Genomic DNA, 14,388 nt, shown 5'->3' with positions numbered 1-14,388 from the left:
GTGTAATTCTCCACTGATTAAGTTCTTACCGGAATGCGGACAATGAATATAGACCCACCCTCGGCTTTTTCCTCATAGTGAATTTCCCCCCCCAATGCTTCCACCGAGCGCTTGACAATGGTCAAGCCAAGCCCTGTGCCAGGAATAGAATTAACATTTTCTCCACGATAAAACGGCTCAAAAAGATTTTCGCGATCCTTCTCCGGAACCCCAATCCCTCGGTCATGTACTTTGATCCAAAAATGATCTGGAGCGGTGGTCAGTTCTAACATCACTTCATTACCGGGATATGAGTACTTCACTGCATTGGAAAGTAAATTTGAAATGATATTTCGCAAGGAGCGCGGTTCGGTCCTCAAAAGGCTCAACTCGCCGGTATGGACGAATACCAGCGGGTGCTGATTCTGGTCTGCCTGCTGAATCTCGCTAATAACATCATGGCACAATTGAAGAAGATCCACTTTCTCGCTGGCTTCCAATCCTGCGCTGCTTTCCACCCGATTGACCTCCAACACATCACTCAACATTTGATTGAGCCGTTGAGCAGCGGCTTTAATGCGGTTGATGTGATCACTCCGCTTTTCCGCACTCCAACGTTCGCCGTAAGTTTCCAGAAGCTCAATCGAGGAGAGGATTGTACTGATGGGTGTTTTAAATTCATGGGTGGTCATCGTTAAAAAACGGTAGCGTAATGAATTGAGTTCCTGCTCTGCCTTTAATGCCCGCTGAAGTTCCTCTTCTGTCTCTCTCTGCCGCGTTATGTCTCTGGCAACGGCCATCACAAATTCAACTTCGTCTTGGGAGGTGAAAATAGGCACTAACCAGGTGCCAAGCCAAATTTTTCGCTTCGAAATAACGGCTGAATTTTCGGTGTAAACAGCCTGTTGAGTCTGAAAAACTTGTTGAACTGGGCTTTCGGGGATCAATTTCAAAATATGACTATAAGATGGCAATCGGGTTTGGAATTCGCCCCATCCCAGTGCCTGCCGCGCGTAACTATTGATGTACTCAATCGTTTTTTCACGGGAAATTAAAATGATCAAATCTCGTGATGCTTCTGCCAGGCTTCTGTAAAGATTTTCGCTTTGGCGGATGGCTTCCTCGTAATTCCTTTGGCGGGTAATGTCAATAAAATATCCGATTCCTTCAATGGGTTGTCCTTCGGCGTCACGCAGGATTTTAATTTCCTCGCGAAGATAATGATATTGTTCGTCAGCTGCTAAAAAACGGTATTCCATTTCTATGTAATCAAGCAGTTGCATTTTATTCAACTGCTCCAAAACCATTGGACGGTCTTCAGGATGAACCTTCGATTTCCAGAAACCGGCATCTTCGATGAATTGCTCCGGCGAATAACCGGTAACAATCGTCACATTTTCGCTGATATACCGAACCCGGTATGGGGGGAATGGCGTTGTGGAATAAATCACCGCGGGACTAACCGCCAGAAGGCGATTAAGGATATGACGGGTATCCCGTAGTTCCTGCTCCACTTGATGATTTTCAGTCATCTCCACAATCCTTGCACAATTCAAAAACCCTTTTCAAAACCTCTTCAACGCTCAATCCATCCGTGTTGAGGATGACCGCATCGTCCGCTGGCTTCAGAGGGGCAATCTCACGGGAAGAATCAATTTGATCGCGCTGTTTCAAACCGGCAAGCACATCTTCAAATCTGACCGCTTCACCTCGTTGAATCAGTTCTCGAAAACGCCGTCTTGCTCGTTCTTCCAAAGACGCATCTAGAAAAATCTTAAGATCGGCGTCCGGCATGACCACTGTGCCAATATCTCTGCCAACCATCACCACTCTTCCTCGTTTGCCAATCCGTCGCTGCAGCTCGGTCATTGCCCGCCGAACCCCTGCATAAGCGGAAATCTTTGAAACCCTTTTCTCAACTTCCGGCTCGCGGATCGCCCAGGTGACATCCTCGCCATCCAAAAGCACATCTTCTTTTCGCCCATCGGCAACTGTCGGGGGACGTACATCAATGTGTACGCGATGAGCCAGTTGGGTAACCCCTTCTTCATCATCCACGCCGATCCCTGCCCGAATAACCGCCAGCGTAACTGCCCGGTACATTATTCCTGTATCAAAAAACAAATATCCCAGTCGTTCGGCAAGCCTCACCCCTATCGTTGATTTACCGGACGATGCCGGCCCGTCTATTGCAATGCTGTTGGGTATGGTCAAGGTTGCACCTCGTTTGAAATTTCACTACCCGGGAAGAGACTTTCTCTCGCCCATAAGAAGATCATCTTGTTTTCCAGGGGAGCAATTTTGAAAATTGCCCACTGCATCCATTCCTTGGCTGTCATTAGATCCCAAATTGGCTGTACTTGCCAATGGAAATCTTGCCCACGATAATTTTCCCCAAAAACGACCCCCTCCGATGATCCTGTTAGAACAATTGAACTCTGAATTTGGGGTTGAAAAGTATTTTCAAACTTAAAATTGGTGAATTCTCTGGCGAACCAGCGCATTGCCGGTTGATCCAATCCAATCGCCATTACATCCAATCCCGTGCGTGAGCGCACATTCAGTTCCGATAAATCACCAATGGTATCTTTTAGCAAATCCGCTTCGCTGATGAACCAGCCCCGTCGAAAGGGATTTGTTTCCGGATTTTCGCCCAAACCGGCTGCATGAAAGCTCCCAGACAGCCAAAAGAGCATCAGCCATACCAGTAGTCCCCATGTGACCCCATAACCAGCCACACGGGTAGACCATCCCCACCCGATCAAAATAACGGAAATGATCACAAACAACAAAGCAGCCAGAATAGCAATGATTTCAGGTTGAGTATTGACTGCCACCCGCCCCGGGCTGAATAGGCGCATGATATTTTGTGAAGTAAACATCAAAAATATCAAAACCACCACCCCGTATATCAGTGCTGCAATGCGTTGATCAAAATTAAAACGCAACAGAGATGATAAAAGTCGCGCCGCCAAACCGAGAAGCGGAAGCGATACCCATAACACATCCAGAACTTCACGCGCTGGATAGAGGAAGCAATGAATCAGGGCAAAAAAACTCCAAATCGTCAAAAAGAGTTCCAGACTCACAGATTTTTTGATCTGCCGGAGGGAAGCAATTAAACCAAACAGGGTGCTGATCGGCTGATAAATCAGCATGGCTGTTAAGATCATCCCCACTGAAACACCGGAAGGGTTGTTCCAACCACGCAGATAAGAAATCAGACCGCCTCCCATTGCGCTCCATCCGGTCGGCAGGATTAAGAACAAGCTCCCAAGAACCAGCAAAGCCCCGACCGCCCAAGTCAGAAATTCTTTCCAATTATTCCTAAACGATAGCCATACGTCGTTCCACGCAAAACTTTCCCACCTGAACCAGAGATTATAAACCCCAATAGCAACCCCCAAAGGGATTAAACCTTTCCAAACCTCAACCCCTCCCAGTAACAGTAAACCGCTAAAAATACCTGCCATTTTCCAGCGCCGAGAGGAGACAGCCCAAATTACAGCCAATAAGAACAAGACTGCCCAGGTGTGACTGCCGGCTTGCCGGGAAGCCGCAAGCCAGCCGCCGTCCAATGCCAGCCCGAACGCGGCAATCAAAGCCGTTTTTCTTCCCAGAAGTCTTTGAAATGCCAACGGAATCAGGCAAATCAGCGTTCCTGCCAAAGCCGGGATCAGGCGAGCCAGAAATTCACTTTTAGAAAAGATAAAAAATAATCCAGTCGTCGTAATCAAATAACCGCCGTCCGGATTGAAAAATGGCGAACTTTCACCGCTGGCTAACCCAAACGCCTGCAAAGCCAGCCGGGCCTCTTCATCACTGAGCGGCAGCTTGCCCAGTTGAATTAATCGTAAAGCAAGCCCAATGATCAAGATCAATCCATATAAAACCTTTTCACCATTTAGAGAAAATGAGTTCTTTTTCATCATATTGACATCTCAGGGTGTTTTTTCCACCAGTGCATCCGGCACTTCGTATATCCGCACATTGGAATTAGCAAATAGCAAACCCAAATTTGCCGAAAACTTATTTTCGGAAACACGATAGGCACTTCGTTCTACCGGCCCGATATAAATATAACGGATGCCATATTGCTGGATAATTTCCCTAGCCCTCAACCAATCGCTGGTCTGATAGAGAGTCTCAATATCTACCCGGCGTGAGCCCATCTCCCGGGCAGTACCCCGCCACTGAATTTCGTGGCCTTCCCAACCCAACAAACCGGGTTGACCGGCATGGGTCGCAACCCTTGCGAATTGAGGGTTGTATTGTGGACCGACCGCTTCAACTACATTTCCCAAAGGCATCTCCCATAAAAACTGGAATGCCTGCCATTCATCCGGTTCATCGCGCTGTAAGTAAGCTTTTCCATCCAGAGTCAATGAAACGGGCTGGCCGCGGAGTAGCCCCGTTTTGGCCGGTAGCATCACCCCCGGATAAATCAAAGAACATGCCATCAGGATCACCCAGACAATTTTTACCACCCCTCCCCGTCCGTCGTGGAATCGCTGCAAAAGAATGGCACTCGAATAGGCGGCCGCAATTCCCCACAAAATCCATGTCTGAAAATAGAACTTGAAGATTGTGTTCATTCGGGTGCCAAAATCATCCTGTAAATAGAAAAACTCCGGTGCGAGAGTCAAACCCGCACCCAGCAAAATCAACAATAATACAAAACCCCGGTTTTGATCTTCTTCCGGCAATGACCGAACAGGATCATTTTCTGACGCCAGAGAAAAACCATATAAACGCCGCAAAGTGACAATCGTGGCAAATACGAAAATCAAAATAATCATCAATGTGAGCCACGTACCCGGGGCGCTAATCCGCCGCAGTAAAGCAGCCTGAAACAATTCCGTACCCGATCCGCCCTGTTTGATGAAAAACAAGCCGCTCAAACTGGTCAGCGTTTGCCCCATCCTTGCCAGATTGGTGTCAGCAGCAGTCATCCACGTTTGTCCAATTAATCCGGCCAGTTCGATCACCTTACTGGCGATCAGCATCAAAATCCAACCCGCCGCTACAATAGCGGATCCGAGCAGCACACCCCAGCGCAACCCCGGCCGCAGGTAACCTCCACCCTGAAGAAGCAGCCAGAACAAAATGGGTAACAGCAAAGGCGCAAACATGACCCAGAAATGCACCCCGCGGGTGTGAAAAATCAGGCTCGGCAGAAAACCGCCTGCCTGCGAAGAAAAACCCAAATAAAACGGCAAATACAGCAAAATTCCCAGAATTCCCACCGTTATTGCCACAAACACAAAATCCCCAACCCGCTGCCACCCCCACCCGTTGTGCAAATAACGGTAGAAGACATATACTCCTGCAAACAACCCCAGATAGATGGGAAAATCCCATGTATTCAAAAAAGAAAGACCGCCAAAAATCAAGGCGCTTAACCAGATATGTGGATCTTTGAGCCAGTTCAAAACCGAAGGTTCCGGGGGCGATTGTTTTTTGAAAGAAAAGTAAAAATTCAATGCTAAACCGGCAGCCAAAAGGACAAACGGCATTCCCAGGACATGCGGGTGCATATCTGCCAGCAGATAGGAGAAGAAAGGAAATTCATCAATCACTTCTTCGCGCTGATTGAGCAGGTTAAAATCCTGCAATACGCGTGAGCCGCGCCACCACAACCAGTAAGTACGCTTGGGCGTCCACGAAAGCGGTTCCGGCGGGGGTTGGTCAAACTCCTGAATTCCCAGCCATTTCCAAAAGGATGATTCCAGAACCCCTTGTGGATTACGCTGCCAGAAGATGCCCCGCGCATGCAGGATGTCCAGCAGGCCGGACAGATTGCTGACAATCAGGATAAACAGCGGTGCCAACAACGCCCAGCCAACCGCTTTTCGGTTTGATTCCGCCGGTTTATTCGTAGACAGGATACCGCTCAATAGATTGAACAAAACCCCATACGCAGCCAGTGCAGTCAACCCAAACCACATGGCAATCCCCAAATTGAACCCAATCGAACTGGGCACCCCGCTCAGGTGGATCAACATCGCGACAATAACGTAACCAAAGTAATAATAGGAGATTGCATATCCTGCCAGCCATGGATCGAAGGGAGGAAAGGATGGTGAGCGCAAGATAGCATTGATAAAGGCCAATTCCATCGGCTTCTCGGTATAGATGATTTCGGGATTAGCAGCCCTTACCACCGTCCAGGAAAGATAAGCAATCAAAAACAGACTTTCAGCCGTTAAAATTAACCGCCTCTGCGTACCGAACCAGTCCTTGAACTCAAACCAACCTCCGCGCATGAAAAAGGCGCTCACACCCGCCAGCAAAATCAGTCCGAAAAGAACCCCTCCGGCATTGTTTTGTAACAGACCAAAAGTAGTCAGCAGCCAAAAGATGTATCCCCACAGCAGCAATCCCAGCGAACGGCTGAAGGTAAAGCCGCGATCCGGTAAAAACTTCAGAAAGCGAAAAGCCAGAGGCAGCGTTAAGTAACCCGCCGCCGTAACCATCAAATACCAGATCAATGTCATCAGAATTTGGCTCATCGCTTCATCCCCAACCGTTCAGGCAGATAAATCTTCCAACCTGCGATTTTTCCAATCGAGAACCAGAACTCGCCGGATTGCTTCAAGCGGGATTTCTCCATATACATGAGGATAAGCGTTTCCATTTGGAGCGATTTCGTACCTGACCTCTACCGGTAAGGACTCCTGGTCAATTTCCAACACAACCACATCCGTCCGATCAGAGAATAATCTCTCGGCTACTTCCATGACCTGTTCACGCGTAGAACAATGGATGAAACCTTCAACCCTCAGAGAATCGGACCGGTATGAGCCCAACTCGATACCTTTTAGCCACTCTTTTTGTTCCGCAATGTGATAAATCATGTCGGAAGTTTGTTGTGTGTTCAAGGGATTACCTCATAAATCACCGTGTCCATATCGCGGTAAACTTCTTTCCAAAGTTCACCATCCCATTGGGGGAATTTGGATAGTCCTGCCGGCTCGTAATAAGCCTGTTCCAACTGCCCCACAATAATATATTGTACAGCGTATCGGTCTAAAAGTTCTCTGACGACCTCCTTCGAGAGACTGTTGTAAATTTCGGCAACATCCAGAATGCGGTTTTGAACGGTAAAATCATTCTGCACCGCTGCTCGTTGCTGGCGTTGATGCCAGTCCCAGCCGATGATGGTTGGCAGCCCGGTGTAAATCGAAAAACGCGATCCCCACCGATACAATGGTGTGTTGGCTTCCACAATCACCGGCGAACCTTTCACATTCTCCTGCATCCAACGTATGGCGCGGTAATCCTGACTGAGATCCATCGTGCGCCCCTGATCGGAATACTCCGCTGTACGCATATACGCCATCCCATCCAATCCATGTGGAGCAATACTGCTCATTCGATCGCGAACCTTGGCTGCCCCCGCCATCAGCGGATATAACAACGCTGCAACCAATAAAGCACTCAGTACAAACTGCCAGACGGGCTTCCAGCCGGATTTCCATTGGGACTCAATGGCTGGCAGCAACCAGCCGGTCGCCGCTGCCGCGCTGATGGCCAGCAAATTCCAGGCCTGCAAGTAAAACTTGAACACAGTATTCATCCGGCCAATATCACCCACCAATACGATAACTTCCACCATCAGCGTCAGGGTGACTCCTGTACCAATCAGAAACAGTACAGCGCGTTTGGCATCCGGTTGATAAGGTCGAAGCAGCAAAATCAAACACCACACTGCTATAGTGAGCGGGTAAAAGGCAATTTCGACTTTCAAAGAAACATTTAACAAAACAACGGCTAACAGATAAATCCCCAGCCCACTGAAAATCCAGAACCGCCATGGACGCAATTTTTGCAACGACGAGAGCGGAGTGTTCGCCATCCAGTGGATGGTTTCATATACCAACCACGAGGCAATCACAAAGAAAAACAAACCCCAATGGGTCAGATAGGAAGCAACCGGGGAGCGGCTTCCTTCCCATAGTTGCACACTACCATAACCCTGCGCGTACCATTGCGAATACGGCAGGAATAAGAGAAATGATAACCCGGTCAAAACCAAGCTGGCCCCCAGACCAACCGCCAACCGTTTTAACCAAACCGGAATACCTTTCAGGTAAGCATCCCAACTGCTATCATAACGAATGGCGGAGTAGACCAGAGCAGAAACCCCCAATCCCAGATAAGTGGGCATATCCCACGTGTTGGTTGGTCGTAAAACCCCAATGACCAGTCCGCCCACCAGTAGCGAAAGAAGAAAGGCTGGGACAGTTTTTACCTGATTGAATCCCCAACGCCATTGACCAAAAACCACCGAAAGACACCAGCCCAGAGCCAACATCGTTAAGGGAAGCGCAAACAGGTGAGCGTGGGGATCCGCATATAAGAATGTAAAAAACGGGAATTCCGTAATGGCTTCACCCGGCAATGCCCGGCTGGGAATCCAGTACCAGTCACCTGTGCTGTAAGGCAGCCGCGCTCCGGCTAAAAAGCGAGAAAGTCCCTGAATTGTCCAGGAAAGTTTCAAGAAAAAGTTTGCCTCTTCCAGTGATGAACCACTCATCGCAAGGCGCATCAAACCGTGCCAGATCATCCTGGCAGTGCCCAGATTGCCCAGAATCAAGGCTGCAATGGCGGACCCAAGCCCCATCCAAAACGGTTTTCCAAAGACAGACCGCTTTCCCCCAACCCCTTCATCGGATTGTCTGCTCTCTTTGAGAAAATGAGCAGCAATGTTCCAACCCGCGCTGAATGCGCCCAAGGCAAAGGTAGCAAACATCGTCGGCAGGATCAGGTTGTAGGCTATTGAAGGGATAATTCCCAGCCATTTGGTTGGTACCCCTGCCAGCACAAATCCGTAGTAATAATAGTTGATGTATCCACCACTGTACCATGGATTGTATGGGGGAAAAACAGTGCTTTTCAGTATGGCGTTAAAGTAGGCAAAGTCCATCGGCTTCTCGCCGCCAAAGGCGGGATGCCACAAATCCGGGTTACCAATCCGAATCAAAGTGAAGAATATAAAAAATGCCAGCCCAATCCCTTCAACCCGCAGATAATATGCTTTTCGCTCGCGAAATTCCTCAATTAAATCATTACGCTGCCAGAAAGTTGCCAACCCACTGAATAGCAGCAGAATCAAGAATACGATTGTTATTGTGCTACGCTCAAACCTGCCTCCCAGGGACGCAATCAGCCATACCCCCCAGGATAAGAAAAGTAAGCCAGCAATCTTGCTAAGGGGAAAACCATGGTCCGGCAACCCCTTCATGGCTACGCGCAAAATCGGATAGGCAATCCACCCCACTACACTGATGACAAGATACCAAATCAACCAGCCCAACATCGGAAAACGGTTCAGCAGACCATTGCTGTCAAATAACTCAGCCCAGGTCCCGCCGCTGCGCTGTAATGCCAGCAGATGATCCGGCAGCATCAGGTTGGCCGGGTAAGAAGGTGCCCTTCCGGGAAGGACGTGGATCACTGCTGATAAATCCACACTTCTCAAAAGACGCGCTGTTTGAAGGGGATCAAATCCCTCAATTTTTTTGAAAATCAGCACTTTGGGATGGTCGTAAACCGTGAAAGCCTCTTCTGCAAATTGGGTGTTGATTTCGACTCCCCCCAATTTCGGGTTGGACTGAAAAACGGCTACCAGTTCAAAACCCAGTTGACCGTTGAACATGCCCGGTTGGGCAACCCGGTAGCACCATAAAAGGTCTTTCTCCGCCGGACACCCCAGCAAGTAGCGATAGTAAGCGGTGGTCAGCGGGTAACGTTCAGGTAATCGGGTAGTTGTTCCCCACTGCCGGTTGGATGAGATATAGATATAATCCGCCCGGTTGAGCAAATCAATCATCTGCTCACGCTTTTCCACCGAATCATCGGCATATAAATCAAGTGTCAAATCACGCGGATAAATCCCTCCATATGGGTCAAACCCTTCCAGGCGTAAAGGTAAGCCGTCGTCCCAAACCGTTTCATTTACACCCGCAGCAGGGAAAAAGACAATCTCTCCTTCCCCCTCCACCAGATCCATTTGAATGGTGTAAGTTTTTCCCGCCTCCACTTTCAAAGGTGGATTTAGTGCTAAACTCACGCTTTTTCCTCGTGCATCCAGCCCTTCAGCCGTAAAATCATCAGTCAGAATTGCGTTGCTGAGCGGTTGCCCAGCAATACTGCGGTCAAAAACCTCGATCCGAAAGGTTTTCATCCCTTGCGATGCAGTCCGATCCACAATTCGGTAAAATCCAATCTCGTTCAAGAGTCCGGATCGAAGTGGCTGGAAAGTGATTTCCAGAGGGCGGTTTGACCGGACAGATTCCGTCCAATCTACCAAAAGCTGGCGGAATGTACCCTCCTCATTACGGATCAGTACCGCACCCCCACCCTGCAAAGAGAGGGCTGTTTCTGCCCCCTCAAACCAAACCGAAATCGTGTACAGCTTACCCGCCTCCACTGCCAGTGGAAAATCCAGAACAAGCCTGTGGGGACGGGGCTGATTTTCCGCAAAGGTTTGCATCAGCATACCTGAGCCTTTGGCAGCATAGACCTCTCCGGCTTCCTGAATCGTGACAAGCAATGTCTTGGGATTATCATTGAGGGTCAAGTCGCGGATGTTGTCAAAGTAAATTTCACTTATCGTCCCGCTTTGAGCAGCGCGAAAACTGGTATGGATTGCTTCACCTCGCTGTAGAACCATCAGCGAAGTAAAAGCCAGCGGTTGATGATACTCTTCGTTTTCCATACGAATGGTCAGGTTCACCGCTCCCGGTACGTTTTGATAAATCCAGCGTGATGCCTCAACCCGCGTCACCGGGCGCGTGTAAATCCCATCAAAGGCAACCGCCCATCCGGCTGTCAACCCCATAACAATCAGACCTAGCCCAATGATCCCCCAACGACTTTGCCGGATTTTCACCGGGTTGTTCCGGTAAACGTGATTTGCTTTTTCCCACAAAGCGAATATTGTCCAGCCAGCGGTCAATGCCAAAATTGGATAAATCGGCAGCTGATAACGCATCGTCGGATTGCCCTGCAAGGACTGCCAGATAAAGAACAAGACCGTCCACCCCCAAACAGCAGTAAAAGGATGGGTGAAGCGGTTCTTGATCAACTGCCAACCCAGCCAGATCATTCCTGTCCAGGCCAACAAGCCCATTGGGAGTCCCATTCCCCAGAGCACCATGTTTTGAAAGGAAAAAGTAATGGGACGACGCGCCCATTGCAATGCCGGTGGAAAATCCACATCACCGCCGGTTTGTGCCAGTAAACTTTTCAGATTCTCCACCCACAGCGGATTTGGGAGGACATTCCAAACCTGCGGCCCCTGAAAAGCATATGGCTGGAACAGCCGAAAGATCACAAATGCGCTGAGCCCACCGATCAGCAAACCGCCCAAAACCTCCATCGGTGTAAAAAACCTGTTTTCGCGTCTCGGATTAAAATACCCCCACAACAGAACACCCGGCAGGATTAATGCCACAACTCCAACGTGGATTTTACAGGCGGCCGCCAGACCTGCTGCCGCCCCAAAGACGGCACAATTCCACACCACCCGAGCATCAATTTTTTCAACCAAATTACGGGAGGATTGCTCTTCTACCGGTTTTTCCGTCAGGGTCGCCAAGCGGACGGCAAAATAGATCGCCAGCGTTGAGAAAAAAGTAGCAAAAGAATCTGTCGTATAAAAATGAGCCTGCTGAATTTGCAACACAGCCAGCGCAGAAAATGTTGCCCCTAAAATCCCAGCGACTTTTCCCCAAAGGCGTTCCCCAATCAAAAAAACCAACAGCACCGTCAACAGGTCAAACAGCGCGCTCAAACTCCTGCCAACCACAATTATTTGTTCCCAACCGTTACTGGAAAAAGCCCATTCGGCCAGGTAGCGGGTTAGAAAAATCGGGAATGTGCCGTAAACAAAAAAGCGATGACCGACATTGTGAGGGTTCAGGGTGGATTGAGCCGTATCAAAATAATCTCCCACTCGATCAACGGGTTTCAAATCGGCCGTAACCCACACCAGAAATCGCTCATCTGGATGAAGATATTGTCCTTCCCCCCATTCCAAACCATTAAACCGGAGGATTAATCCAACGAGTAAAACGCCAAGCAGGCAAATGTCCAAAAGCCAGCTTAGACGAATCGGCTCAATAAAAAGCCGGCTTTGCACTTTTTTCGTGGTGGAAACACCCTCACTCATGGCTGCACTGTTCCATCTTCCGTCCCGGCAGGGGGTACAAAATAAAGCAGAAAATCCTTTCCTTCTAACTCCACATCATAAAAATACAACCACCCAGTCGGGTACAGCTCCTGCAACTTATGGACGGCATCCTCATCACGCGGATTAATCACAAACAATTTAGCCCGTGTCTCACTCAAAGTCGTTTCAAATTGATCCGGCCACAACGCATAGTCCTTCAGGGGAAAACCGGCATTGATACCCACCAGGCGGGTATCTACCCAGTGCGGGTAAGGTACCACATAAGCCGTATCTGGGTTACCCTGTGCTTCGCTGAAACCTCGGATCACCGCCCCAATTTGGGAAGTGTTCCATGCCCCGGCCATAAACTGCCGATCAAACTGCCGAAACACCAAATCGTAATTCGCCGAACTGATGAAAAATATCAATAAAGCGGTTACTCCAAGCGGGATGATGCGTTGATAACCGTTCGAGTAACGCCGCTCGATAGACCGAATCACGGCATCCAATCCCACTGCCGCTAAAATGAACACAGGGATGATCGCCCCACCGCTGCGGTTTAGCGAGGGATTTTCTTCCGGAAACGCCAGCGAGAGAATTGAGGGCATCATCAGCAATGGAATGGATACCAGTAAGAACAAATCAAGCCAGTGACGCTGACGAATGTAACGAATGACCACCAATGTACTTCCAAGGAAAAACAAAGCCGCACTAATCACATCCAGCGCCGGCCGATTAGGAATCGAATGAACCCAGATGTTGCCGTTTTTGTAGAAGAACATGATCATGGACTTCCACAAGTTATTCAGGAAAACAATCCCAACGGGGGCCGGATAAACCGTTTCGGTTTCACCCAGTCGAGTCAACGCCCGATAGGCAAACATTTCTGGATCGCTGAGCGCATAGCGCAGCAAAGGCAGAAACACGGCCAGAGAGGTAATCGCCAGAAGAATGAGAGCAATTACTGCTTCGCGGCGGTTACCCTCAGATTGACGATGAATCAGATAAATTATGACGGCCGCAACAACCACCATGGGAACAAGACGCGCCGGGCTGTAACCATGCAGTCCCAATCCAAGGAAAATTCCTGCCCAGATAAAGTCATTTCGGCTGCGGTATTTCAATCCCTTGACCAGAAAGTAAAGAGTTGGAGCCGCGAATAATGGATACAGCGGGAATCGCAGCCCAATTCGAGCAATCACATTTGCCCAATAAGCAACACCTGCCAGCACAAACGCCAGCAATCCAACCCGATTTCCGCCAATTTCCCTTCCTGAAAAGTAAATAAAAGGGAGAGTCAGGACACCCGCCAGGGCTGTCCCAATTTTCAGACTCATGAAGGAAAGTTTTGTTCCTGCAACAATTGCAATCAGCGCAGTCAAATACATTTGAATTGCTTCACGTCCAGTGTTTCGTGGGAAGAAAATGGATGTTTGTCCTTGCAGCACATCCGCTACATCCATCAATTTTTCGGCATGGTCACTGAACATCTCGCCCGGCACTTCACTCAACCGATAAAAACGGAAGAACACCACCAACCCGATGGCCAGCAGAACCAGAATACTCCAGGGTGTGATTCGGATGATCACTTGCGGAGCAAGGAAAAATGAGCGGATTTTGCTTTTGAGGCTTAACCGGGTTCGAGAGGGAAGGTAAAACCCGGCCACAAGTGATATTGTGCCTGCCAGCCAGAGAGTCAGGTTAAGCGTAGTAAAACGATTACCACTAAAAAAGATAAAGGCCAGCAGCAACAAAGGTAGTGAAAGCAGAATCGGATTCCGATTTACGGTAACCGCCATTGGAGTAGCCGTATGATCCGCGTATTCCGCTAATAACCACTCTTTAGAAATCACTGCAAATATCAGAGCGACAACCGCCAGACCATAAAAGATCAGTGCAACACTGACCTGCTGACGGGGAGGTTCCAGAAAAGACTGCCCAATTACTGCCAGGACAAATGCCAGCAAGGTCCGCCACCCAATCGGCAGTTTTAATCGTTCCTCAGCCGACGAGGGGAATACCACCGGTTCGCCCTTTTCCTCTACCTTCATTTCCAGCGTTGTAATATCAGGAGAGGTACTCAGATCTTCTTTTGGTTCAACCAAGGATTGATCAGCCGTCGGTTGTTTCGCTGAAAGCGCCGGTGGTTTACCTTTCCACGGCATCAATAACGCTTTGACATAATCCAATACAGTGGGTTCTTTTGATTCGTCCATGGTCGCGAGAAGGAA

General features: G+C 49.0%; 7 protein-coding genes. All 7 read right to left on the bottom strand.

Features of this window, described 5'->3' with window-relative positions; genetic code table 11:
- Positions 1-17: 17 nt before the first annotated feature.
- From AC812_RS10265 to AC812_RS10235, 7 genes are read right to left on the bottom strand one after another with little or no spacing between them, the layout of a single operon-like run.
- Positions 18-1,511 carry a sensor histidine kinase gene (locus tag AC812_RS10265; RefSeq protein ID WP_061915776.1) on the bottom strand — a complete coding sequence of 498 codons (1,494 nt, stop codon included), beginning with the start codon at positions 1,509-1,511 and terminating at the stop codon, positions 18-20.
- Positions 1,504-2,193 (bottom strand): (d)CMP kinase, encoded by a 690-nt coding sequence (gene cmk, locus AC812_RS10260; RefSeq protein ID WP_061915773.1) that lies wholly within the window; start codon positions 2,191-2,193, stop codon positions 1,504-1,506. The genes AC812_RS10265 and cmk overlap by 8 nt, the downstream gene beginning before the upstream one ends.
- Positions 2,190-3,911: a hypothetical protein gene (locus AC812_RS10255; RefSeq protein WP_061915770.1), complete on the bottom strand. Its 1,722-nt coding sequence runs from the start codon at positions 3,909-3,911 to the stop codon at positions 2,190-2,192. The genes cmk and AC812_RS10255 overlap by 4 nt, the downstream gene beginning before the upstream one ends.
- Positions 3,912-3,920: 9 nt before the next feature.
- Positions 3,921-6,491, bottom strand: a complete 2,571-nt coding sequence (locus AC812_RS10250; protein ID WP_061915767.1) for a DUF2298 domain-containing protein — start codon at positions 6,489-6,491, stop codon at positions 3,921-3,923.
- An 18-nt stretch (positions 6,492-6,509) separates the two neighbouring features.
- Positions 6,510-6,860, bottom strand: a complete 351-nt coding sequence (locus AC812_RS10245; RefSeq protein WP_201797706.1) for a DUF952 domain-containing protein — start codon at positions 6,858-6,860, stop codon at positions 6,510-6,512.
- Positions 6,857-12,157, bottom strand: a complete 5,301-nt coding sequence (locus AC812_RS10240; RefSeq protein WP_061915761.1) for a DUF2298 domain-containing protein — start codon at positions 12,155-12,157, stop codon at positions 6,857-6,859. Before AC812_RS10240 ends, AC812_RS10245 begins: the two co-directional genes overlap by 4 nt.
- On the bottom strand, positions 12,154-14,373 hold the full coding sequence (locus tag AC812_RS10235) for a glycosyltransferase family 39 protein (protein ID WP_061915760.1): 2,220 nt from the start codon (positions 14,371-14,373) through the stop codon (positions 12,154-12,156). Before AC812_RS10235 ends, AC812_RS10240 begins: the two co-directional genes overlap by 4 nt.
- Between the last annotated feature and the right edge of the window lie 15 nt (positions 14,374-14,388).

The organism is Bellilinea caldifistulae (assembly GCF_001306055.1).
In the GTDB taxonomy this organism is placed as follows: domain Bacteria; phylum Chloroflexota; class Anaerolineae; order Anaerolineales; family Anaerolineaceae; genus Bellilinea; species Bellilinea caldifistulae.
This window is presented reverse-complemented; position numbering and strand designations above follow the sequence as displayed.